This is a genomic window from Pantoea sp. ABR1s (assembly GCF_057812235.1).
In genome coordinates, this window is record NZ_CM173823.1 from 1,176,680 (window position 1) to 1,201,754 (window position 25,075).

Sequence of the window (25,075 nt, forward strand, 5' to 3'; positions counted from 1 at the left end):
AAGGAAGATGTTGATGTCTCTAAAAAATGAGAATGCCGCGGGTGGCGAGAGTGTGGTGCTGGAACGTCCGGCCGCTGGTGGGGTTTATGCGTCTCTGTTTAAAAAAATCAATCTGAACCCGGTCTCCGAACTCAGTGCACTGGATATCTGGCAGGATGCGCAGGCGATGTCGGATGCGACTGCGGATGAGCGTTTAACGGCCGGGATGCAGGTGTTCCTGGAGTGCCTGACAAAAGCGGGCTCAAAAGTTGAAAAACTCGACAAAAACCTGATTGACCATCATATCGCTGAGCTGGACTACCAGATTAGCCGTCAGCTTGATGCTGTCATGCACCATGAGGACTTCCAGGCGGTAGAAAGTCTGTGGCGCGGCGTGAAATCCCTGGTCGATAAAACCGATTTCCGTCAGAACGTGAAGGTTGAACTGCTGGATATGTCCAAAGAAGACCTGCGACAGGACTTCGAAGACTGCCCGGAAATTATCCAGAGCGGACTGTATAAGCATACCTATATTGATGAGTATGACACCCCGGGTGGAGAGCCGATTGCCGCGCTGATTTCCGCCTACGAGTTTGATGCTTCCGCTCAGGATGTAACGCTTCTGCGCAACATCTCTAAAGTGTCTGCTGCTGCGCATATGCCGTTTATCGGCTCCGCCGGCCCGAAATTCTTCCTGAAAGACAGCATGGAGGAAGTGGCCGCCATCAAGGATATCGGTAACTACTTTGACCGTGCCGAGTACATCAAGTGGAAATCGTTTCGTGAGACGGATGATTCCCGCTATATCGGTCTGGTGATGCCGCGTGTGCTGGGCCGCCTGCCGTATGGCCCGGATACCGTACCCGTGCGCAGCTTCAACTATGTTGAAGAAGTGAAAGGCCCGGATCACGACAAATACCTCTGGGCCAACGCATCCTTCGCCTTTGCATCCAACATGGTGCGCAGCTTTATCAATAACGGCTGGTGTGTGCAAATCCGTGGCCCGCAGGCCGGTGGTGCCGTTCAGGATCTGCCTATCCACCTGTATGACCTCGGCACCGGCAATCAGGTGAAAATCCCCTCTGAAGTGATGATCCCGGAAACCCGTGAATTTGAGTTCGCCAATCTCGGCTTTATTCCGCTCTCCTACTACAAGAACCGCGACTACGCGTGCTTCTTCTCGGCGAACTCGACCCAGAAACCAGCCCTGTATGACACCGCAGATGCGACAGCCAACAGCCGCATCAATGCGCGTCTGCCGTACATCTTCCTGCTGTCGCGTATTGCCCACTACCTGAAGCTTATACAGCGGGAAAATATCGGGACCACTAAGGACCGTCGTCTGCTGGAGCTTGAGCTGAACACCTGGGTTCGTAGTCTGGTGACTGAAATGACCGATCCGGGCGACGAGCTGCAGGCTTCTCACCCGCTGCGCGACGCGAAAGTGACGGTGGAGGATATCGAGGATAACCCGGGTTTCTTCCGTGTGAAGCTCTATGCCGTGCCGCACTTTCAGGTGGAAGGAATGGACGTCAATCTGTCGCTGGTTTCCCAGATGCCGAAAGCCAAGTCATAAGCTAAGGCAGGAAGCCAATGAAAACGGAACAACCATTATGGGGCAGGGGCGTTATGGTCTCTCCCCAGCACTTCCAGCAACAGGCCGCGTACGTGGCCTGGTCTGCGGAGTGCATTGCCCGACTGGGCCTCTCCCATCCCTGGGGGATGATTGAGGCCACTTTCGAACCGGATGCACTGAAACTGGGCCGTCTGCAGGCCCGTCATCTGCACATCCGTTTCCCCGACGGCACGCTTATCGACACGGATAATGCCGACTCCCTGCCGCCGGTGCTGGCGCTTGAGGGCGAATCACAGGAAGTGGTGGTGGTTCTGGCGCTTCCACTACTGCGGGCAAATGGCGGCAACTGCCTCAAACCCGATGAGGTGGCCGAGCGTCCTGTGCGTTATCGCCAGCGCTGGCGGGATGTCCGCAACACCTTTGGGGACGATACCCGCCAGATTGCGGTGATGCAGCCAGAGCTGACGCTGCGTTTCGCCCATCAGAACAACAGTGATTACCTGACCTGTCCGGTCGCCCGCCTGCAGCAGGATTCACAGGGGGCGTGGTTACTGGATGAGACGTTTCTTCCTCCGCTCCTTACCATCCAGAGCAGTCGCTGGCTGGTAACTCAGCTGGAACAACTGATGACGCAACTGCGTGCCCGTCTGAGCCGCCTGATGGACATGCGTCGTGAAAGTAACGAGCGCATGGCCGATTTTGCCGTGGCTGATGTGTCTCTGTTCTGGCTGCTCAATGCCCTGAACAGCGCAGAACCCTTGCTCGGACAGTTTCAGTGTCACCCGCAAAGTCCACCGGAGCGTCTGTACCCGGAACTGGCACGCCTTGCGGGCAGCCTGCTGACCTTCTCGCTGGAACACCAAGTGAGCGCTATTCCTGTCTGGCAGCATGAGCAACTGAATAACGTCTTCCCGCCGCTCTTTGACCTGTTGGGTGACCTGCTGGAAGCCAGCCTGCCGTCGCGGGTGGTGGCGATTGAGCTTGAGCATGATGCCCGGCTTCACTTCTGGCAGGCCCGTCTGCATGACCCACGCCTGCGCGAAGGGGCCGATTACTACCTCTCCGTACGTTCACCGATGCCGGTAGCACAGCTGCAGGAACAGTTCCCGCGCCAGTGCAAGGTCGGCAGTCCGGATCATGTCAGGGGTATCGTCAATTCATCGCGGGTGGGCGTCCCTCTGACGCCACTGCGTCATGTGCCGGCCGCTATTCCACTGCGTCTGGAAAACCAGTATTTCAGCCTGGACGTCTCTCATCCTCTGGCTACCGAAATGCTCCAGGGTGGAACCTGTATGTTTTACGTGCCGGGCATGCTCGGCGAGCCTGAACTTGAACTCTTTGCGGTACTGAGAACATGAGTGAGCGCAAACGCGGCGCGGCCGCGTCCATTGATATTGATGCCCTGCTGCAGGACACCTGGCTGCAGGTGATCAGCCTGCGTCACGGTCCGACGTTTCAGGATGGAGAAGGGCGCACGTTGTGGGAGCGCTGCATTGCTGATGTTGAGCGTGTGCAGCGTGATCTGAAAGCGAGCGAGCTCGATGAAGCCAGCTGTCAGCATATTCTCACTGCACAGTGTGCGCTGCTTGATGAAGCCGTAAAAGGTCGCGGTGTGGAGGATGATGCCTGCGTGCAGTGGTATGACATTCCCCTACAGGGGCACTTCCTCGGCACCATGGACGCCGGTGATACGCTGTGCGATCGGATGCGCGACGTGCTGCGTGAACCGGCGCCTGACCATGCTGTCGTGACCTGCTTCCAGCGGGTCATGATGCTGGGGTTCCTCGGCAGTTTCCGCTCGCTGAATGATCCGGAGCGCCAGAAACTCGTCAACGCGCTCAGTGAACATGTCACGCCGTTCAGCTATCCGCAGACTCACCCGATACTGGCAGAAAGCCGTACCGGACGAGGAATGGGTGGTTGGCTAACGTCATGGCCCGTGTGTATCGGCCTGAGCGTGGTGGTGGTCACCGCACTCTGGTGGGGACTGGATCACTGGCTGGATCAGATGCTGGCGACCCTGTTACCGGGGGCCGTGAAATGAGTCCTGCACAGCAGCGCGGGCTTGCGCTGTGGGCCGCCCTGCTGAGTGCAGTGGTCTGCCTGGGCTTCCTGCCGCTATCCAGTCTGGTTTCTGTACTTGTTCTGCTTACCGTTCTGGGGCTTATCCTGGCGTTCCGGACTGTCGCCAGTCGTCGTGCGGAGCATGACGTCACCCTGCGTCTGGATGACCTTCCGGAAGCCACTTACCGTCAGCCCGTGGTGCTGGTCTGTGGCGATCTGCCGCTGGAATGTATGCAGCAGTCACCGGTGCTTACGGTTACGCAGGGTTGCTGGATCCGAGTGGAAGATCATCAGGATCTGGAGCAGGCAGCCCGCCAGGTACTGGGGTTGCGACCTGACTGGGGTCGACAGCTGTCGGTGATGGTCAGCGTCTGTCCGCAGACACACGCCGACAGCGAAACGCTTACCAGCCGTCTGCTGGCCCTGCGATGGCAAATCAGCCAGTTGCGTAAAGAGACGGGCCATTCTGTGCCGCTGGTTCTGAATGGTCAGGTTGGCAGCGCGATGATGAATGATCTGCTCTGGCAAGCGGCTATCCCGGGTGAAGGGGTGAGGGTCTGGCGTGAATCTTCAGCGCCGGGTTCAATCGCTGCATGGGTTACCACCAATGGGCCGCCTGCGATGCAGCAACAGGTGCTGATGAACAGCCTGATAAGCTGGTTCCATCAGCACGTCCAGGCTGTCTTTATGGATGAGAATCCCGACGTTCCTGTTATTGCGCCTGCCGCGGTGCTGTGGGGAATGGGACCGATCCTTGCCGGAAGTCTGGCCACATCTGCCTGGACTGCATGGCTTTCCCGTCAAACTGCGATGCAGCAGGTAGCGGGCTGGCAGCCGTCAGGAACGGACAGTACGGTTATCTCCCCCTTCCCGGATTTTATCCTGCCGCTGCTGCCCGAAGGGCGAGGCGTCACGCCGCGTGGGCGAGCCTTCTGCTGTGCGCTCGGTATTTTCACGCTGGCGGCCATTGCTGCGCTGCTCAGTAGTGGCTGGAACAATCGTCAGTTGCTGAAGCGTGTGAGTTTCGACATTGCCCGCTATGACCGTATCCCGATGCATGATTTCGGCCCAAAAGCCGACGCCGTTGCCGTCCTGCGTGACGATGCGGCAGAGCTGGATGGCTGGGCGCGCAATGGCGTACCGGCGCGTATGGGCCTTGGTCTGTATCAGGGGGAACGTCTGCGAATGCCTGTGCTGGATGCGATCCGCTCTTATGTGCCACCGCCTCCGCCGCCTGAACCACAGCCGAAACCCAAACCGGTACCGAAAATTGTCCGCCTCGACAGTATGTCGCTGTTCGATTCCGGCAAATCCATGCTGAAGGCTGGCTCCACCAAAATGCTGGTGAACTCACTGGTCGGTATCAAGGCGAAGCCAGGCTGGCTGATTGTGGTCGCTGGCCACACCGATAACACCGGCAATCCGCAACTGAACCAGACGCTTTCTCAGAAACGTGCCGAAGCGGTGCGCGACTGGATGCGTGACACCGGTGACGTGCCGGAAAGCTGTTTTGCGGTGCAGGGTTATGGCGCAAGCCGTCCTATCGCAACCAATGACACCCCGGAAGGGCGCGCGCTCAACCGCCGTGTCGAAATCAGTCTGGTACCGCAGGCCAATGCCTGTCAGATACCGGGCCAACCCTCAGCGTCATCGCAGGATGATGGCGCATCACAACACAATGGAGAGTAATTCCATGGCAATTCCTGTTTATCTTTGGCTGAAAGACGACGGCGGCGCGGACATTAAAGGGTCCGTGGACGTTCAGGATCGTGATGGCAGCATCGAAGTGGTGGCGCAGGAGCATAACCTGTACATCCCGACCGACAACAACACTGGCAAGCTGACCGGGACCCGTATCCACACCCCGTTCCTGTTCACCAAGGAAATCGACTCGTCCAGCCCGTACCTGTACAAGGCTGTGACCACCGGTCAGACCCTCAAGTCTGCGGAATTCAGGTGGTACAAAATCAACGACGCGGGCCAGGAAGTGGAGTACTTCAACACCAAACTGGAAAACGTGAAAGTGGTGAAAGTGAATCCTGAAATGTATGACATCAAGGATCCTTCTAAAGAGAAGCACAACCACCTTGAGCGCATTGAACTGCGTTACGAAAAAATCACCTGGACCTACAAAGACGGCAACATCATTCATTCCGATAGCTGGAACGAACGCGCCACCGCCTGATTACGCGTCATATTTCGCGCCACAGGTGCGTTGGCTGCGTTCGCTCGCTCCGGTCACATAGTTATCTATGTTCCCGGAGACTTACGAACTTGCCGCCTTCCTGCGACACGAACTCTTTAGCGTAATCCTCGTTTTTAAGCGGAGGGGGATGACCTTTCCGCTGTTTTGCTGAACGTCTGCAGCTCGCGGGCTTTCAGCAAAGAAAACCACAAACTGCCAGCCTGACCGTATGCGCTTTGGTCCCCTTAACGGGAACAGCGATGGGCGGTAGCGTGTCCAGGAACCGACAAAGAGAGAGATTCATGGAAAACCCAGCCATCCTGTTGCGACGTCTGAACCCTTACTGTGCCCGTGCGATGGAAGGGGCGGCGTCGCTCTGCCAGACCCGCGCCCATGCGGAAATTTTGCCGGAGCACTGGCTGCTGAAGCTGCTCGAACAGGGGGAAGGTGACCTGACGGTGCTGGCCCGCCGCTATGAGTGGGATATGGACCAGCTTTGGCAGGATTTGCTTGCCTGGCTGGATAAACAGCCGCGTTCAGTACGTCAACGTCCACAGTTGTCTGATGCCATTCAGACGCTGATGCAGGAAGCCTGGCTGATTGCTTCTCTTAACGGCGAGGAACAAATCCGCAGCATCCATCTACTGATGGCGCTGATTTACAAACAGAAACTGGTTCGCTGTGACGGGCTGTGGCCGCTGCTGACGCTGGGCCAGGGTCAGCTGGAACGTCTGCGTCCGCTGCTTGATGCCCAGTCGGACGAACGCGCGGAACTGCAGCAGGAAGCGGAACTTGCGCAGAATCACGGTGGTGAGGTGGAGTTTGTTGGCCGCCCGGTTGGTGCAGAGCTGAACGTCGGGGAGCTGAACCTGGCGCTGCAGAACGCGCTGGATAAATTCACTCTGGATGTCACCGCCAAAGCGAAGGAGGGCAAGATTGACCCCGTGTTCGGCCGTGATACCGAAATCCGCCAGATGGTCGACATTCTCTCGCGCCGTCGTAAGAACAACCCGATTCTGGTCGGTGAACCGGGTGTCGGTAAAACGGCTCTGGTCGAAGGTCTGGCGCTGCGTATTGCCGAGGGCAACGTACCTGAATCCCTCAAACCGGTCATCCTGCGCACCCTTGACCTCGGTCTGTTGCAGGCGGGCGCAGGCGTGAAAGGTGAATTTGAACAACGCCTGAAAAACGTCATCGATGCGGTTCAGCAGTCGCCGGTGCCGGTTCTGCTGTTTATCGACGAAGCGCATACCATCATTGGTGCCGGTAACCAGGCGGGCGGAGCCGATGCGGCCAACCTGCTGAAGCCGGCGCTGGCGCGTGGCGAGCTGCGCACCATTGCCGCGACCACCTGGTCCGAATATAAGCAGTATTTTGAGCGGGATGCCGCGCTGGAGCGCCGATTCCAGCGGGTGTTGGTGGACGAGCCGGACGATGAGACGGCGTGTCTGATGCTGCGTGGCCTCAAATCCCGCTATGCCGAACACCACAATGTACACATCACTGACGATGCGGTGCGCGCTGCGGTCACGCTGTCCCGCCGTTACCTGACCGGGCGCCAGTTGCCAGACAAGGCCGTTGACCTGCTCGACACCGCCGCCGCGTGCGTACGTATGAGTCTCGATACCGTGCCGGAACAGCTGACCCGCATTCGCTCGCAGATTACCTCTCTTGAAATGGAGAAGCAGGCGCTGCTGGAAGATATCGCCGTCGGCACTCAGAGTCATGGTGAACGCCTGACCGCCATTGAGCAGGAAGAGAACGATCTCATCGTTGCACTCGACGAGCTTCAAACCCAGTACGGTCAGGAACTGAAACTCACCGGACAACTGCTGGAAAGCCGGCAGGACATCTCCCGTCGGAGCGAGACGCGCACGCTGCAACAGGAGCTGAAGGGCATGCAGCACAGCAACCCGCTGCTTTCCGTTGATGTGGACGTACGCACCGTTGCCACCGTGATTGCCGACTGGACCGGCGTGCCGCTGTCGTCACTGATGAAAGACGAACAGACCGACCTGCTGACCCTGGAAAACGAAATTGGCCAGCGAGTGGTAGGCCAGAATGTTCCTCTGACCGCCATCGCTCAGCGCCTGCGTGCGGCGAAAACAGGCCTCACCTCAGAAAATGGTCCGCAGGGTGTCTTTCTGCTGGTCGGCCCGAGCGGCGTCGGCAAGACCGAAACCGCGCTGGTGCTGGCGGATGTGCTGTACGGCGGTGAAAAATCGCTGATTACCATCAACCTGTCGGAGTACCAGGAACCGCACACCGTGTCGCAGTTGAAAGGTTCACCGCCGGGATACGTGGGCTACGGTCAGGGTGGCATCCTCACCGAAGCCGTGCGCAAGCGTCCGTACAGCGTGGTACTGCTCGATGAGGTGGAAAAGGCGCACCGTGACGTGATGAACCTGTTCTATCAGGTGTTTGACCGTGGCTTTATGCGCGACGGTGAAGGGCGTGAAATCGACTTCCGCAACACCGTCATCCTGATGACCTCCAATCTCGGCAGCGACCACATCATGCAGCTGCTGGATGAGCAGCCGGCCGCCACCGAAGGCGAGCTGCACGAACTGCTGCGCCCGATTCTGCGCGACCACTTCCAGCCTGCGCTGCTGGCCCGCTTCCAGACGGTGATTTACCGCCCGCTGAGTGAGCCTGCCATGCGCACCATCGTGGAAATGAAGCTCGCACAGGTCAGCAAGCGCTTACATCGTCACTACGGCCTGACCACGCAGATTGAGGAGAGCCTGTATGACGCGCTGGTCGCCGCCTGCCTGCTGCCGGACACCGGTGCACGTAACGTCGACAGTCTGCTCAACCAGCAAATCCTGCCGGTGCTGAGTCAGCAGTTGCTGACCCACATAGCAGCGAAACAGAAACCACAGTCGCTATGCCTTAGCTGGAGTGAGGAAGAGGGCATCGGGCTGGAGTTTGACCGTACACAAGGAGTGCACGCATGAGCACTAATCCCCCGATCAGATTCAGCCACAACCATCACCAGTTGTCGGTGAAGGGATGTGAAGCAGAGCTTGATGTACTGGCGTTTGAAGGCGATGAAGCCCTGAGCACGCCGTTCAGTTACCGTATTGAATTCACAAGTTCTGACCATGCCATCAGCAAAGAAATGATGCTGATGAAAGCAGCCTCCCTGACGCTGCAGGCCCCGGTTGATCAGGGTTACGGCATCAAAATGCAGCAGGTCGTGCGAACCCTTCAGGGGGTGGTGAGCGGCTTTGAACGTCTCAATACCTCAAAAGATGAAACCCACTATGCCCTGACCCTCCAGCCACGCCTGGCGCTACTTGACCGCTCGCATCAGAACGCTATTTATCAGGATATGTCGGTCCCACAAATCGTGGAAAAAATCCTGCGCGAGCGTCTCAACATGCGCGGTCAGGATTTTCTGTTCTCGCTTGCAAAAGAGTACCCGCGTCGTGAACAGGTGATGCAGTACGGCGAGGATGACCTGCACTTTATTTCCCGGTTGTTGGGTGAGGTGGGTATTTGGTTCCGCTTTACCACTGATACGCGCCTGAACATCGACGTCGTGGAGTTTTACGACGGTCCGCAGGGGTATGAAAAAGGCCTGACACTGCCATCGGTTCCGCCATCAGGGCAGCATTCTGACGGTGTGGATTCGGTCTGGGGCATGGAGAGCCATCATAGCGTGGTGCAGAAGCAGGTCAGCACCCGTGATTACAACTACCGCCAGGCCACGAATGACATGAACACCCTGGTCGATGCGACCCGCGGGGATGCCACCACCTGTGGGGAGGCTTACCACTGGGGAGATAACTATCTGACAGCGGGCAGTACCTATGACCGCAATCCGGTCCCGGAGTCCGGGGCGTTTTATGCCCGCATTCGTCATGAGCGCTACCTGAATGGCCAGACGCAGACTCATGCCATTACCAGCTGTCCGACCCTCTCTCCGGGGCAGGTGCTGAAAGTCACCGGCGGGTACGAGGTGGCAGATGTGTTTGCTCAGGGCGTAGTCGTCACGGCGATGCACAGCCATGCGCGCCGTGATGAAGACTTTGGCGTCAACTTCGACGGCATCCCGGACAGCACGGATTTTAGTTTCCGTCCTGAGCCTGGGTTACGCCCCGTGATGGCTGGCACCTTGCCTGCCCGCGTCACGAGCACCACCGAGAACGATACCTACGGCCACATCGATAAAGACGGCCGCTATCGCGTCAACATGCTGTTTGACCGTGATAATTGGGATACCGGGTTCGAGAGCCTGTGGGTCCGTCAGTCCCGCCCGTATGCCGGTGATACCTACGGCCTGCACCTGCCGCTGCTGTCGGGCACCGAAGTGGCGATTGGCTTTGAGGACGGTAACCCGGACAGACCGTATATTTCCGGCGTACTTCACGACTCGGCGCACGGTGACCATGTCACTATCCGAAACTACAAACGTAACGTCCTGCGGACGCCTGCGAACAACAAAATCCGCCTCGATGATGAGCGCGGGAAAGAGCACATCAAGGTCAGCACCGAGTACGGCGGCAAAAGCCAACTGAACCTGGGTCATTTAGTGGATGCCGAAAAGCAACAGCGCGGCGAGGGCTTTGAGCTCCGGACCGACAGCTGGGGCGCAATACGGGCGCAGAAAGGGCTGTTTATCTCGGCGGACGGTCAGGCGAAGGCGCAGGGCCAGGTGCTGGAGATGGGGCCGGCGGTCAGCAATCTGGGTGATGCCCGGGAACAGATGACATCCATCTCCGGTGACGCGCAGAAGGCGACCGCGAACCCGGCCGATCTCCAGGCGCAGATCAAACTACTGGAACAGCAACTGACAGACCTCAAAAAATCAGTACTGCTGCTCAGTGCGCCGGATGGAATGGCGCTGACCAGCAGACAGCATCTGCAGGTATCTGCTGGTCAGAACCTGATAGCCACTGCTGGTAAAAATGCAGACGTCAGCGTGGTGAAAAATCTGTTTATCGGGGTGGGTAATGCCCTGAGCGTGTTTGTCCGCAAGCTGGGGATCAAGCTGATCGCCAATCAGGGACCGGTAAAAATACAGGCGCAGAACGACCTGATGGAACTGGTGGCGCGTGGGGAATTCAGTATTACCAGCACTGAGGATGAGATCCACATTACGGCAAATAAGCGTGTGGTGATCAATGGCGGCGGAAGTTATATCAACCTGGATGCCAATGGTATCGAATCTGCCACGTTGGGTGAGTACCGGACAAAAGCCGGGTTCTACGGGCGCAAAGAGAAGGCTAACAACCCCGAACAATTCCCGAGCATTGCCCAGGAAACCACCGAACCTTCCCGCAAATTCAGCTTTTCCTGACATGGAGTCATAACATGATTATCAGCCCACCATTCCTGAAAGCGAAAAATGTCCATGAATCCGATGCGGCATGGATTGAAAGAGTGATGGCCGTAGTTGACCGCCGCGATTACCCGGTTAATGGCCATGGCTCATGGCATGGCGGGATCCACATAGCCCATACTGATGGCGGCAGGCCTTTTGAGAGTGTAAGAGCTGTTGCGGATGGGATCGTGGTTTCCGTGCGTAAAAGTTCAGGCATCGGTAAACGAGATAAGGCACCGCTGAACCTCAATGCGGATCAACCAAATGTCAAAGGCAGTGACGATGGCTACGTGCTGCTAAAGCACCAAACGGAGATCGGCAGTGGTGAGGGCGCTAAAGTGGTCTTTTATTCACTTTACATGCACCTGAAGTCGCTTGAATCAACAGTGAAGGTTGGTGAGAAGGTGTACCGGAAAGATCCGCTTGGCACCTCCGGGATGGTCGATGCGGTCAATGCCTTCCATTTCCAGATTTTCTGTGATGACGACAACATCAGCAAACTGACGGGCAGGAAGAGCCGCGAACTGGACGTGTCGAAAGATGGCCGAACCGATGCCGTATATGGGGATATTCATTTTTATCTTCCGGCCGGGACGAAGTTTTATGATAAGGCACCCGCAAATAACAGTACCGCCATAACCGGGCTTTCTGAGCTCTATACCAGCAATGCGCCTCTGTATGCCAGCATGACTCTGGCCCAAGGCAACTGCACGATGGTAACGCGGCAGAAAAATACTCAGATTGACGGAAAATATGATTTGCTGGGGGAGCCACTGGTTAACGCTGATGGTGAAGATTACGAATACAATCTTTATAAAACCGCTATGCGGAATTATAAAGAGAGCCCCAGTGCCGGATTTGAGTTGCTTCGTTTTGGGCGGATTATTAATACGGAACATGAAACGCTGGTGCCGGCGGATGCACCACTGTGGATGACCGTCAGTTACCCGGGCGGAAAGGGGGTGGTAAACCTTGCTGACCCCAGTATTAAAAAGTTTAGTGACGCTGATTTCCCTCACTGGACAGGCTGGCAGCTGGTTGATGACGATAGTGATAGCGATAGCCAGTGTAATTCAGCCATTATCAAGAAGCTGCAGGAAGATGGTGAGTTCGATAACCAGTGCGGAAAGTTAATCTGTCATTTCCCGTTTGAATGGGAAAAAAGTACGATCGACACCCGCTTCTCGTGGCTGAAAACGGGAAGTGAAGAGCATGATCCGATGACTGAAGAAGATTATGCAAAGTTTAAAGCTCATGCAGAAGCGTTATGCTTTGATTCAGCATTCAGTTCTGGTCGGCTGTGGCATTTCGAGCCAAAAACATTTATTAGACACTTCCGGAAGTGTGGTTGGCTTGATTGTCAAGTAATTGAAGCGGTAATAGCAGCGAATACCAGTAAGAAAAATAAAAATGCACTTGATAATATCAAAAATACTACGTCAGAGTACTATTTGGATATAAATAAAATAATGCGGAAGTATAATTTTTCTGATGCAAATAGAATTTGTCATTTTTTAGGTCAGGGGGCGGTAGAGTCAGGATATTTATTGTCTATGCAAGAGTCCAGCCAGCAGCAGGTTGTGGTAGATGGTGTTCAGAAAGGTGGTAAAATCATAGAGGCCTCAACATATAATGAAACAACTGAGCTTGGTCATTGGTATGGGGCACTGGAAACCGAGAAAGATAGTTACTTTTCTGGGAAGAAATATAATTCGCGCGGTGGGTATATTACCGGTTCCTATAGTTGGATAAATGGTAATTGCGGAGATGTGGATGCTCAGAAATTTAGAGGCAGAGGATTTAAAATGTTAACTGGCCTTGATACATATTCAGGTTATTGGGTATATAGAGGTTGGATATCAAAAAATGATTTCGATAAGTATTGGTGGGATGATCCAGAGTACAAAAAGAAAAATGCTACTGGTATGAAAAAGCGACCTCCAAATATATTTGAACCTCAAAAGGTAACAGAAAGCGCATACAACTGCATAGACACAGGTGGTTTTTTTATAGCATGCTTTAAATCTAAAGTGCTTAAAACTATGGATGGGGAAAAATTTGGTAAATCTGATGATGACAGCATTATTTTGAAGGTAACTAAGGGCATAAATGGAGCAGATAAAGGAATAGCAGAAAGAAAAAAATCCACTAAAAAAGCGAAAGAGATGATTGATGATGATGTTTAAAACTAGTTCATTTTTGTTTATGATATTTGGTTCTATGACTTTTAGTTCATGGGGGGCATATTACAACACCATTGAAGTTGATGGCGTAAGCGTAAATTTTGATAAAAATAAAACTGGTTCTGTCAGCATTCATGATAAAAAATCAAATGCGTATTATTCCTGTAAAATATATAACTGGAATGATTCGCTACTCTCTGGATCGGGAGGTATCTCTTTAACTAGTGATCAGGTAGGAGTGCTTATAGCATCAGGTAATAAATATTTGTATGTTAATGATATTATAAATTGTAAAGAAAAGCCTATCAGCATTCATTCTATTCCATACTTTGATGAAGAAATTGCTTCCATCATAGATGTGAACTTTGAAAAAAAATTAGTTCTGGCCTTAGTTGTGGTTGATGCTCACCTTAGATCATATCAAGCCATCGTTTCCAGGTTTAACGGAACTAAAAATCTATTGTCAGGAAAAGGTTTTTGGAGTGATTCCAAAAATGAACCGGATGATGATAGCTTTTTTTACCCCGGAGATACCATATATATTGGGAAAATATCTATTAATGGAAAATACGTTGCACCAAATGACTTGGATTGTACTGTGGATTCATTTCCTGGTGTATGGGATATTGAAAAGAAAATGAAAATTTCATTCCTGGAGGATAAAGATGATGCGGTTATTGACCGTAAATGCAAAGAACTTTTTTCAGGTGAGAAAACATTGAATGAGCTAGGTGGAAAGTTCATTAATACGAAATGAAATTTTTGCAATTATTTTATTGCTGTCAGTTCATCAATTTTCTTGTGAGTCGCCAGTTATTTATCTAAAGTAAAGCTGGGGTATAAAGTGTTTCAAACGAAAACTATATTTTTTTCGGGGTTCGCTATTGATATTTTTTTAATTTCATTTTTCGTAATGGCAAATAATCAGGATGTGTCATCCGCAGTCATAAACTATACCTACAAGGATGGAGAACCTTACGGCCTATCACAAGTATATCAAATTGATGCTCCTGACACCGGTTTCCTTCCTTATTATGTTTTCCAGAAGTTAGGTAAAGGGAACGCATACCCATTTGTTTTTAATCGCGAAGGAATACCTGGTAAAGATGAGCCATACAGTCGGTGTAACGTAGTGCTCAAAATTAATGATCAATATCTCATACCAAACAGGAATTATAAGTCTGGATATGCCGAAGATTCTGAACCATGCCTCGGCATCGATAGAATGCAGATCATTAAAGGTAATAAAGATATTAAATGGTATGTGACCGAGGCTTTATATCAGTCAGAAGGTGACACACCAGATAAAACTGAAGAAATATATTTTTATTCTGACAAGGTTTTTTGCTTCTCAAAAGATTTTAGTTCAAAACTAGCTGCGGGGAAAATTAAAATAAAAGACCTCGAGAATTTATCTGTGGATGAGAAAAGTGCTGAGGAGTGTGCTAAATAAAACCCAGTGGTGATGCTAACTTCCACTAGGATCGCGTTGATAAAATGAATAAAGCTCAAACTGACAGGTTTTATTAATACACTATATGATATTTTATTGTAGAGATACTGCCGCAGAAGGGGGTAATTAGAGAATCTCATATATAGATGGACTAACAAATGAATCTGATATTTTCAACAGTTGCCGGTTTTTTTATTTCATTTAATGTATATGTATCAGGTGTTGCATTAAATGGAACTAACTCAATAACCGTTGACATTAACAATGATACAAAGACTCTTAAATTTGATACCATTATCAACGGCTACAGTGTTAAATGTAGTGGTGATAAAATAATTCTCTGGGGTAAGCCGAAAATAATTAATGATGGAAACCCCCAAGATACAAATGTGATTCTTTTAGATTTGGAACGCAGATATAAAAATATTGAAAAGAGTGTGAGTGAAGGTGTTTTTAGCATTGATTTTATAAAATGAAAGGATCTCGCTTATATCGGAACCAATCAGGGGTTGTTTTTTAATCTTGCAAATGGAAATATGAAGCCAGTTGGATCAGAGTTTGATCCTACAGATGATAATAACTTTGAAACGTGCAAGAAAATAGCTCGTGGGGGTTTAATAAATATCCTTAAGCAACAGCCAGTGTAAGCCCTACTGGAAAGTAACGCAAAAAATCATAAAGGTATTACTATGAAATATGCTTTTTTCTTTTTGTTCGTTTTTGCCAAAATTGCATTTGGTTGTGATAATGATATTTTAGATGTTAATAGTGCAAAAAATATTTCTGCAAAGGTTTTGCTGAAAGATAATGATTCGTTGGAAGTATCAGTTTCAGAAGCCGGCAAGCAGGTTAATCAAGAAAATGTTGATGTGTCATCGGAGAAAAAAATCACATTACATTTGAAGATTACAATCGTGATGGCTATAAAGATTTTAGTATTTGGCATCTGGATGAGGGAATGGGTGCTTATAAAATCTATAGATTATTTCTCTTTTCTCCTGCCGACAAAAAGTTCAAAGAGATAAAGCCAACATGCGGCGATGACTTTGTTAACGTAAGAATTTAAGGTCATGATCTGATTAATATGATTTATGACGATAACACTCCAAAGTCATGTTCTATCCCCCTCAAAAGTCTTAAATAACTGCATTCGATATGTAAAAAAGATATAGAGTTAAAGTTATCTTTAATTGAAAAATTGTATCAATGGTCGAAGCCTAGAGAAAAGTTAAATTTCATAGTCATTAGGGCATCCATGTAAGTATATAAGCACAGGGAATAATGTTATGAACAAAGTTTGCATGCCATTTATTATCGGTTTCAGTTCTTTCTCTATGGCTTCTGTTCTTGCTGCTGACGCAGGATTTGTTCCTGTAACTAGAGCCCTGTCATCTGATTCAAGTGCCAACATTTCTTCGTCATCCAGTTTTGAAGCATGCAATATGCATTTTAGTGATTTTAAATACCCTGCATTGTCTGATGATGAGTACTTCCAAAAAAATCACCAATATCGGAGTGGACTTGCCTGTATTCTGGTGAAGCATATGAAGCAGGATATGATGTACAGCAAGTTAACAACAAGGGTGCCAGTGTTAGTGCCGCTGATAATAAAATTGTTTATGACTACAAAAATAAGGTATGGAAATCAATTCCGGATGCTACATATGTGAAAAATGGGAAGGAAAATCATCTATCTCTATTTCAGGTAAAAAGCAAAGATGCATCTGGTTTTATGGCTGTTAATGCCATGGCGAAAATTAAAGATGGAGCGCTAGGCCAGAGTGTTTATTTTTGTTTGATACATAAAAATAATGCCCTATGTGGTTCTGGTGTTAATTATTTGGATGATAAAGGTGAAGATCTATCTAAAGAAACATTGAAATTGCTTGAGAGCATTTCATTTGATGGTGACTAGCCTTAGTTAAAATTTGGAAATTTTAAAGCATGAGAGTGTGAATGTCGTATTCCCTGAAAGATCTTCCGAAATGTTATCCTCGGCAAGTACAACCTAAAATATCCCGTTGGCTTGCCGTATTGGTTGCGATGCTGGTCATCAGCGTGATTCTTATGCGGATATTCGGACGATACATCGATAACAGTCACTTCCGGATGTTGGCCATTGGCACACCATTAGTTGTGTGGATTGTGTGTTTCACTATTCGCATGTGGGCCTGGTCATTACAGGACAGTAAAGCGAATGGTTTTGACCGGCGTCGGGAGCAATGGATCCTGAGTGAGACCCGTAGGGCTCGTCGTGCACTTCAGGTTTTGAATACGACATTTATAACCGCCCATCAGGACGATGAACAAGCTTCTGTTGCCGTTGAAATGCTCAATAACCACAGCATTATCATTTCGCAGTCGGACTGGAAAGGCGAAGAAAGCAGGAGGCTGAGCCGTATTACGGCAGAACCAGAAGATACTCCTGGATTGGTTATCTCACGTTTGTTCTCTGAGCTTATTGCCGATCTTCCAGTTCACCAGTTTCCTGAGAACGCTTCGCTTGTTGTCATCCTCGATGTCTCGTCATCTCTGCCACTCCCTGCTGTCAGAAATATCTGGCAGGAAGCCTGTCAGGAGAGTGGCATAACCTGCGCGCTTGAGTACACAGACAGCAATGGGCCGGGGGTAGTCAACCACTGGCTGGATCACCGCATTAAAGATGATGCGATGTTATTGATTGTTGGTCTCCAGATTGATCCGGCTGTTTCAAATAATACTGCTGAAACAGCCGTTGCTTTGCTTCTTGGCAACCGCCTGACCCAGGAGGCACTCGAACCTCTCGCGTTGCTGCATCGGCCAGATGCTGCTCCTACCGGTGAGCTGAGGGAGGGGATGAACATGGCCGCCTATAACGTCCCGCTCAAAGAAAATATCGTGAAAAATTTATGGCTTGCCGGGCTGACAGGTGAGCAGCGTGCAGAAGTTATTACGTGCCAGAATGCGTACCCTGCGCAGTCTGTAGAGGACGAAACCGTCATTTCGCTCGATACATCTATGGGACATGCCGGTGCCGCGGCCCCCTGGCTGGCTATCGCTGCCGCCACCGAAATCGCCCGACAAACTCAGTTACCACAGATGATTATCTGCGGTGATACCACACAGAATGTGCTGTGGAGCACGCTCATTACCCCGATTGCTTCCCGACAGGAGATGGATCCGTGAAGCTACCTTTAGCACCGAAGACTACGGAAGGCCGCTATCTTGCTGTCGCATTGATTTTCTTTTTGCTGTTAGCCGTTATGACGTTCATGGTCTGGAAGCATCCGGACATAGCAGGGATTGAAGACGGAAGTCAGCAGCAAATTTACTGGCTTCTCGCCGGCGGATGTATTTCAGGCTGCGCCCTTATCGTATCCGTAGTGCTTCTGGCGGCAGTTCGTAGTGCCGGTAAGCAGGAGTTTAATGCGCTTGTCGACAATACCAACGGTGATGATGAGAAAAAGAAACGGGAAAATGATAAAGCGCCTGTTCACCCTGCGGTGGCCATGTGTAACAAGATTCAGGGACATCTTCGCTCCCGTATAGGCCTTTACTGGCGTCGTAAAACCCGTCTGTTGCTGATCACCGGCGATGAGGCGGCAATCGAACAGCTGGTACCTGGCCTGCAGGAAAACCTGTGGCTTGAAGGTAACCGTACCGTTCTGATTTACGGCGGCAGTCTGACTGCTGAGCCCGATAAGGAAAAATACGCTGCGCTGCGTAAACTGCGTCGCGGGCGCCCACTGGACGGTATTGTCCGCGTCATGCCGCAGTCGCTTAATCTTACCCCACAAATCAGCGACAACGACTTACGCGGACTTGAAAAAATCAATGAACTGCTCCGTTATTCCGCGCTGGTCTGGCTGTGGCAGTTGTGCGACAGCAATTGGTCACAGACGACACGCACTGAACAGGCGGTAGGGGCAAGCTTTCCAGTGCGCGCAAAAGAAGATGATGTTATCCGCCAACTAGAACTGATGCTGCCGACCCTGCGGACGCAGGGGGTGAGTCAGGTCGCGGAAAACAACAGTCACGACTTTCTGCTGCGCCTGGGCCAGCACCTGAAAGACGGCGGTATCGCCCGCTGGGCTCAGCAACTGGTGCCATGGCTGTCTGTCTCACAGCAACGCGTTCCGCTGCGTGGCCTGATGTTCAGTCTGCCGGAGAATAAACCCGCCGCTATCGCAGGAGAAACAGCCGGTGCTGCACCAGCCGAGGCTGAGAAATATATCCCGGAATCACAACGCCATGCGCTGACCCTGCCGGTAACCTGGCAGGGCATTGTGGATGACTGCACCCGCGTGCGTGGCCGCCGTGTCGGTATGGCGTGGGAACAGACGCTGGCCTGGACGCTGATGGCCATTATCGGTGTCTGGGGCGCGGGAATACTGCTGTCGTTTGCGGTCAACCGCCTGCAGATTGTCTCCGTGGCGCAGCAGGCGCATGCTCTGGTGGATCATCCTTCCGTATCGGATTACCAGCTTACGGCTCTGCATACGCTGCGTAATGACGCCGGACGCCTACAGCACCGAATTCACGAAGGCGCGCCATGGTATCAGCGCTTCGGTCTGGACCATAACCAGCAACTGCTCGACGCGATGCTGCCCTGGTACGGCGTGGCGAACAACCGCCTGATCCGCGACCCGGCAAATGCCGCCCTGACGCAGAAGCTCAGCGTGCTGGCAGGCTCCGCTCCCGGCAGCGACCAGCGGGCACAGCTGGCGAAGCCAGGCTATGACCAGCTGAAGGCCTGGCTGATGATGGCCCGACCTGATAAAGCCGATGGCGCGTTTTACGCACAGACTCTGAAAGCCGTGCAGCCGACGCGGATGGGTATTTCAACCGGCCTGTGGCAAAGCTTGTCGCCGGATTTGTGGGCCTTCTACATTTCCGAACTGCTAAAACAGCCACAGTGGAAAATCACGCCGGATGCGCAGCTGGTGAGCCAGAGCCGTCAGGTGTTGTTGCAGCAAATTGGACGGCGTAACGCCGAAAGCACTCTGTATGAGAACATGCTCAAATCCATGCGTCGTAACTTTGCCGATGTGTCTCTGGAAGACATGACCAGCGGTACCGATGCGCGGCGACTGTTCACCACCGAGGAAGTGGTGCCAGGCATGTTTACCCGGCAGGCGTGGGAAGGGGGCATTCAGCAGGCTATCGAAAAGGCCGCAAATTCCCGCCGGGATGAAATCGACTGGGTGCTGAGTGATTCCCGCAAGGCTGTATCGGCTGACCTGTCGCCGGAAGCCCTGAAAGCCCGTCTCACCCAGCGTTACTTCACCGACTTTGCCGGTAGCTGGCTGAGCTTCCTCAACAGCCTGCGACTTAATCCGGCAAACAACATTGCTGACGTTACCGACCAGCTGACGCTGATGAGTGATGTCCGTCAGTCGCCACTGATTGCCCTGATGAACACCATCGCCTGGCAGGGACAGACTGGCCAGCAGAGTGAAGGCCTGTCGGAGTCGATCATCAAATCGGCCAAAGACCTGGTAGGCGGTAAAGACAAACCCGCGATTGACCAGTCTGCCTCCGGCCCGCAGGGGCCGCTCGATGAAACCTTTGGCCCACTGCTGACGCTGATGGGGAAAAACAAAGGCAGCAACGTCATGTCGGCAGACAACTCGCTGAGCCTGCAGACGTATCTGACCCGCATCACCCGCGTGCGTCTGCGCCTGCAGCAGGTGGCCAGTGCCTCCGACCCGCAGGAAATGATGCAGACTCTGGCGCAGACCGTATTCCAGGGCAAAAGCGTGGATCTGACCGACACCCAGCAATACGGCAGTCTGATTTCGGCAAGCCTTGGCGAAGAGTGGAGCGGTTTTGGCAGCACGATGTTTGTGCAGCCACTGACTCAGGCCTGGGAGACCGTGCTTCAGCCTTCGGCGGCCAGTCTGAATGATAAATGGAGCCGCTCGGTTGTCGCGAACTGGCAAACTGCCTTTGACGGACGTTTCCCGTTTGCGGCGAGTAAAAGTGATGCCTCCCTGCCGATGCTGGCTGAGTTTTTGCGCAAGGACAGCGGACGTATTGAGCGCTTCCTGACGACAGAGCTCAGCGGGGTACTGCACAAAGAGGGCAGCCAGTGGGTACCGGATAAGGTCAACAGCCAGGGGCTGAGTTTTAACCCGGCTTTCCTGCGGGCTATTAATCAACTGAGCCAGCTGTCAGACATTCTGTTCACCGATGGAAGCCAGGGCATCATCTTTGAGTTGCAGGCGCGCCCTGTACCGCAGGTGGTCGAAACACAGCTGACCATCGATGGCCAGCCGCTCCACTACTTCAATCAGATGGCCGACTGGCAGAACTTCCGCTGGCCGGGAGAGACTTACAAGCCGGGGACGATGCTGACCTGGACTACAGTCAACGCCGGCGCGCGCCTGTTCGGGGATTACAGCGGGACCTGGGGCTTTATTCGCTGGCTGGAACAGGGTAAGCGCCAGCAGCTTGACCGCAGCCAGTGGATGATGAGCTTTACCGCCCCGGACGGTCGAACCCTGCAGTGGGTATTGCGCTCCCAACTTGGAAAAGGTCCGCTGGCGCTGCTGGGTCTGCGCGGTTTCACGCTGCCGGATCAGATATTCAGTGTCGACAGCGCGGCCACCGCACAGGCACTGATGGCCAGTGCCGGAAACAGTCACAGGGATGGAGTCGAATAATGAGCACACTGCAGAATCTGGTCGCGGCCTGTCAGGCTGACGACACGCAGCTGCGGCAGCAGGCGCAGACACGCACGGAAAACTGGCTGTCCTGGCTTGCACCGGTAAGTGACGTCAGTCCGACCGGAGAAGACCCCGGCTATGACGATGATTTTCAGCGTATCCGGGAAGAGGTCAACAAGCTTTCCGGCATTGATACCGGGCTGATTTGCACGCTTGCCGAAAAACTGCTGACCACCACAGCCAAAGATATCCGGGTTGCCACCTATTACTGCTGGGCGCGTCTGCACCAGGACGGGGAAACCGGATTTGCCGAAGGGCTTGAACTGCTGGCGGGATTGGTACAGCTCTATGGAACACAGCTTCATCCTCAGCGCGAGCGGAGCCGTAAACCCGCGCTGGAGTGGCTCGCAGGCTCCCGCGTTCTGGATAGCCTGTCACTCTGGCCGGAAGTGGTACGCGACGATGCCCTACGCACTGCCGGCGCGCTGCTGCTTATTCGCGACAGCCTGGAGTCAGAGCCGGAAGCGTCGCGGCCAGAGCTGAATGCCCTGTACAGCGCGCTGGAATCTCGCCTGATGAAGGCCGGTGGCGTGGATGCAGTGGTACCACAGAACGTTGGTGATAAGGCACAGTCACAGCCCCCCACGCTTACTGCCGAGTCTGGCACGCCGGTTCTGAACCGCATTACCTCCGGCCAGGATTTGTTGGCCCAGGCCCGGACACTGACCGGATATCTGCGTGAGCAACCTGATGGCTGGCTTGCCGCTCACCGGCTGATGAAAAGCCTGCGTCATGACACGCTGCACAGTATTCCTGCTCCAGATGCACAAGGGAAAACCCGAATCGAACCGCCGCGTGCAGAACAGCGGGCCATGCTTAAGCGCCTGTATCTGCAGCAGAGCTGGTCCGAAATTATGGAGCAGGCCGACAGCGCTTTTTCACGCGGCGCCAACCACCTCTGGCTGGATTTGCAGTGGTATATCCATCAGGCCCTGGTGACATCGGGGCAGGATGTGCTGGCTGATATCATCGCCGCCGACCTGAAAGGGTTGCTGCGTCGCCTTACCGGGCTTGAAACCCTGGCCTTTAATGACGGTACGCCGTTTGCGGATGAAGTGACACTGAACTGGATAAACCAGAGCGTGCTGGACGATATGTCCGGCTGGCGGGATGAGCCCGTCAGCGCTATCAGAACGGGTGACAACGATATTCTGGCGCTTGAACCTGAAGCGCTGGAGAAAGCAGACAGCGAAGGTCTGGATGTTACTCTCCACTGGCTGCAGACCCGCCCTCGTGCCGACTCTGCAAAAGACAAATGGCTGTTGCGCCTGCTGATGGCCCGCGTGGCCGAGCAGAAGGGCAAGAATGAACTGGCCCTGCATCTGCTGGGTGAACTCGATGTAGCTGCACAGTCCATCACCCTGGCACAGTGGACGCCAGAGCTGCTGTTTGAAGTCAAATCACGCCGCCTCCGGCTGCTGCGGATGAAAGCCACCCGCAGTGAAACCGACAAATCGCGCTTCCAGCCAGAGATGGAACGGCTTCTGGCAGGTCTTATCGCACTCGACCCGGCAGGCAGCGCGGTACTGTGCGGATAATCAGGACTGAATTTATCAAGGAGAGTCACACATGGCAGAAGGTAACTATCTGGTACAGGGTGATAAAACAACCTGTGGCGGGAGAATAACGACGGGTGCAGAGGATCACACTCTTTTTGATAAACCCGTTGCCAGGGAGCAGGACAGTGTGACCTGCGGTCAGCATCCCGGGCTTTATAAAATTGCCGGCGGCATCGATAACGACACCATTCGTGACCGGCGTATGGCTGGCACCCTCGACAGTTACAGCACCTGCCCCTGCAAAGCAAAATTTATCCCGTCGATGTGGGACGATACATACGAGAAGAGTAGTGGTAGTGCAAATTCGGCAGTCGGAACTTCATCTTCAACGGATTCATCAACGAACAGTTCGACGAGCTCTTATTCTGAATTGTCGTCGGATGCTGCCAGTAGACCACATTGCCAGCACACAGATGGAGCTGTGAAGGTTGCAGACTATATACTTAATGAAATTAAGACGAATGTAAAAGGCCAAATTGCTAAGACCATTAGGAATTACATTGATGATGAGACAATAAATAAAACATTAAATGAATGGGGTAAGTTACCGTTTTACGCAAAGCTTGGTCCTCGCCCTCAGCCACATATGGCTGAAGCCATCATTGTCTGGTATCAAACAGTGAAAACAAGATCTGTATGGGATCATAAGCCGAAAATCCGTGATAAATTTGGTTCAGTTGCTGTTGCGCGACCTCTTCCAAGTAATACACCGTCTAAGTCCTATTATCATAAATACAAGCAATATGATTATTTTTATGATGTATGGTCGAATATCCATTATGGTTACGTTGGTCTTAGTGTTGGATTTAGCGAAGAGTTACTACTCTCTGGTTCAACATGGGAACAAAATATGACCCCTGGTGCAGTCGGGGATGATACATTAGATGATGTGACCAGTATGAAAATCGGCTTTGCGCTGTATCATCAACATGGGAAAATGGCAGAGACATTAACAACCACTGATATTCTGAATGCTTTAGATAACACGCCTGTTAAATCGCTCCCGGTATCTAAGCAGAAACACTGGTGCTGGAATGAGAGAAACCCAGACAAAGTTGAGCAATAAATGCCATGAAAAAATTAGCAGTGTTAACATTCATTTTTCTTTTTATTGCAACTGTAGTGATTTACCTGATCCCGGTAAGGCCAGCGGTCATCGTTCAAAATGCAACGAAAGAACGTGTATATTTTCGTGCCGGTGAGAGTATCAACGGTGTTGAACCTTCCCCAGAAGAGGTTGATAAAGTAATGAGGAAACACCCTGATGTTATTGAACCGGGAGAAACCTTAAAGATAACATCTTCATTTTCGGCAATAATTCTGGAGGGTTATGAGTTAAATGTCGGTTGGTCTACTGGCGGTCAGTTTGAATATAATTCCACTGGTTCCGGAGGGCAAAACTTCCACATCTCCTCAAAGTCAGGCTTTTGTTCGGCCGTGTTAACCATTTCCCCAGGGTATAATGATTTCGAGTTAAACGACAAGGTAGATGGTATCTGTCTAAAGAAATTACAAGACATTATCCCAATGGGTAATTAAAAATGTATCATTTAAAACAACGTGTCATTGCTTTTGCTGGGGGCATCTTCTTCATGGGGCTTGCTGCCGGGATTTCATATCTCGGAATGTATAAGTTAACTGAATATCTGTCCTATCCTGATGTCGTCAATTTTTCATTTTGGGTGTTTTTCGCTGCAGCTTTTTTCTTCTTTTTCTCTCCATTATTAGCGATGCTTTTTCCTGTTGTTTTTACCGGAAAGCAGATAAGTGTTACATCAGGCAAAAAATTACTGAAGGTCGTGTTTATCATCTTAGGGCTTACTGTCCTTGGAATGTTTATCTTTTCAGAAAGATACACAGCATCACTCATGTATAAAGGCTACACCGAATGTCTGGGGATCCCTTCAGGATGGATGCCTGGTATGGCAAAAAAATATGCCACCGAGCCCTCCCTTTGTGCTCAGCATTGATGGGCCTCGTTTCTTTTTGATACTCCCGCCAGACTCGCGAAGTCTGCTTCAGTGTTAAACACGCAGCAAT

The 25,075-nt window shown here is 52.0% G+C and carries 20 protein-coding genes; all 20 read left to right on the forward strand.

Annotated elements, in window-relative coordinates:
- Positions 1 to 7: 7 nt before the first annotated feature.
- The gene (tssC, locus tag ACXKZD_RS05560) at positions 8 to 1,555 is read left to right on the forward strand and encodes a type VI secretion system contractile sheath large subunit (RefSeq protein ID WP_475009723.1); all 1,548 of its coding nucleotides are present in this window, start codon (positions 8 to 10) and stop codon (positions 1,553 to 1,555) included.
- A gap of 17 nt (positions 1,556 to 1,572) precedes the next feature.
- Entirely contained in the window at positions 1,573 to 2,913 is a 1,341-nt protein-coding gene (tssK, locus tag ACXKZD_RS05565) for a type VI secretion system baseplate subunit TssK (RefSeq protein ID WP_488981921.1), read from the forward strand.
- A complete protein-coding gene (tssL, locus tag ACXKZD_RS05570) occupies positions 2,910 to 3,599 on the forward strand; it encodes a type VI secretion system protein TssL, short form (protein ID WP_089415061.1) in 690 nt (229 codons plus the stop codon). Before tssK ends, tssL begins: the two co-directional genes overlap by 4 nt.
- A complete protein-coding gene (locus ACXKZD_RS05575) occupies positions 3,596 to 5,308 on the forward strand; it encodes an OmpA family protein (protein ID WP_488981922.1) in 1,713 nt (570 codons plus the stop codon). The genes tssL and ACXKZD_RS05575 overlap by 4 nt, the downstream gene beginning before the upstream one ends.
- A gap of 4 nt (positions 5,309 to 5,312) precedes the next feature.
- Complete coding sequence (gene hcp, locus ACXKZD_RS05580; RefSeq protein ID WP_033769751.1) at positions 5,313 to 5,804, forward strand: type VI secretion system effector Hcp; 492 nt, start codon at positions 5,313 to 5,315, stop codon at positions 5,802 to 5,804.
- Between the two features lie 302 nt (positions 5,805 to 6,106).
- Positions 6,107 to 8,761, forward strand: coding sequence for a type VI secretion system ATPase TssH (tssH, locus tag ACXKZD_RS05585; RefSeq protein ID WP_488981923.1), 2,655 nt, complete (start codon positions 6,107 to 6,109; stop codon positions 8,759 to 8,761).
- A complete protein-coding gene (locus ACXKZD_RS05590) occupies positions 8,758 to 11,109 on the forward strand; it encodes a type VI secretion system Vgr family protein (protein ID WP_488981924.1) in 2,352 nt (783 codons plus the stop codon). Before tssH ends, ACXKZD_RS05590 begins: the two co-directional genes overlap by 4 nt.
- Before the next feature lie 14 nt (positions 11,110 to 11,123).
- Entirely contained in the window at positions 11,124 to 13,319 is a 2,196-nt protein-coding gene (locus ACXKZD_RS05595) for a M23 family peptidase (RefSeq protein WP_488981925.1), read from the forward strand.
- Positions 13,306 to 14,073: a hypothetical protein gene (locus ACXKZD_RS05600; protein ID WP_488981926.1), complete on the forward strand. Its 768-nt coding sequence runs from the start codon at positions 13,306 to 13,308 to the stop codon at positions 14,071 to 14,073. Before ACXKZD_RS05595 ends, ACXKZD_RS05600 begins: the two co-directional genes overlap by 14 nt.
- 87 nt (positions 14,074 to 14,160) lie before the next feature.
- Complete coding sequence (locus ACXKZD_RS05605; protein WP_488981927.1) at positions 14,161 to 14,769, forward strand: hypothetical protein; 609 nt, start codon at positions 14,161 to 14,163, stop codon at positions 14,767 to 14,769.
- 158 nt (positions 14,770 to 14,927) lie between these two features.
- Positions 14,928 to 15,245, forward strand: coding sequence for a hypothetical protein (locus tag ACXKZD_RS05610; RefSeq protein ID WP_488981928.1), 318 nt, complete (start codon positions 14,928 to 14,930; stop codon positions 15,243 to 15,245).
- A 470-nt stretch (positions 15,246 to 15,715) separates the two neighbouring features.
- Positions 15,716 to 15,835, forward strand: a complete 120-nt coding sequence (locus ACXKZD_RS05615; RefSeq protein ID WP_488982077.1) for a hypothetical protein — start codon at positions 15,716 to 15,718, stop codon at positions 15,833 to 15,835.
- Between the two features lie 220 nt (positions 15,836 to 16,055).
- On the forward strand, positions 16,056 to 16,439 hold the full coding sequence (locus ACXKZD_RS05620) for a hypothetical protein (RefSeq protein WP_262405637.1): 384 nt from the start codon (positions 16,056 to 16,058) through the stop codon (positions 16,437 to 16,439).
- Positions 16,436 to 16,684 (forward strand): hypothetical protein, encoded by a 249-nt coding sequence (locus ACXKZD_RS05625; RefSeq protein WP_488981929.1) that lies wholly within the window; start codon positions 16,436 to 16,438, stop codon positions 16,682 to 16,684. Before ACXKZD_RS05620 ends, ACXKZD_RS05625 begins: the two co-directional genes overlap by 4 nt.
- Before the next feature lie 41 nt (positions 16,685 to 16,725).
- On the forward strand, positions 16,726 to 17,934 hold the full coding sequence (locus tag ACXKZD_RS05630; RefSeq protein WP_346553836.1) for a hypothetical protein: 1,209 nt from the start codon (positions 16,726 to 16,728) through the stop codon (positions 17,932 to 17,934).
- The gene (locus ACXKZD_RS05635) at positions 17,931 to 21,413 is read left to right on the forward strand and encodes an ImcF-related family protein (RefSeq protein WP_488981930.1); all 3,483 of its coding nucleotides are present in this window, start codon (positions 17,931 to 17,933) and stop codon (positions 21,411 to 21,413) included. Before ACXKZD_RS05630 ends, ACXKZD_RS05635 begins: the two co-directional genes overlap by 4 nt.
- Positions 21,413 to 23,014: a type VI secretion system protein TssA gene (gene tssA, locus ACXKZD_RS05640; protein ID WP_187510573.1), complete on the forward strand. Its 1,602-nt coding sequence runs from the start codon at positions 21,413 to 21,415 to the stop codon at positions 23,012 to 23,014. The genes ACXKZD_RS05635 and tssA overlap by 1 nt, the downstream gene beginning before the upstream one ends.
- 31 nt (positions 23,015 to 23,045) lie before the next feature.
- Positions 23,046 to 24,101, forward strand: coding sequence for a polymorphic toxin type 44 domain-containing protein (locus ACXKZD_RS05645; protein ID WP_033758531.1), 1,056 nt, complete (start codon positions 23,046 to 23,048; stop codon positions 24,099 to 24,101).
- A gap of 5 nt (positions 24,102 to 24,106) precedes the next feature.
- Positions 24,107 to 24,574 carry an immunity protein TsiR gene (tsiR, locus tag ACXKZD_RS05650; protein ID WP_010671401.1) on the forward strand — a complete coding sequence of 156 codons (468 nt, stop codon included), beginning with the start codon at positions 24,107 to 24,109 and terminating at the stop codon, positions 24,572 to 24,574.
- 2 nt (positions 24,575 to 24,576) lie between these two features.
- Positions 24,577 to 25,005 (forward strand): DUF1240 domain-containing protein, encoded by a 429-nt coding sequence (locus ACXKZD_RS05655; protein ID WP_192033300.1) that lies wholly within the window; start codon positions 24,577 to 24,579, stop codon positions 25,003 to 25,005.
- The last annotated feature ends 70 nt before the right edge of the window (positions 25,006 to 25,075 follow it).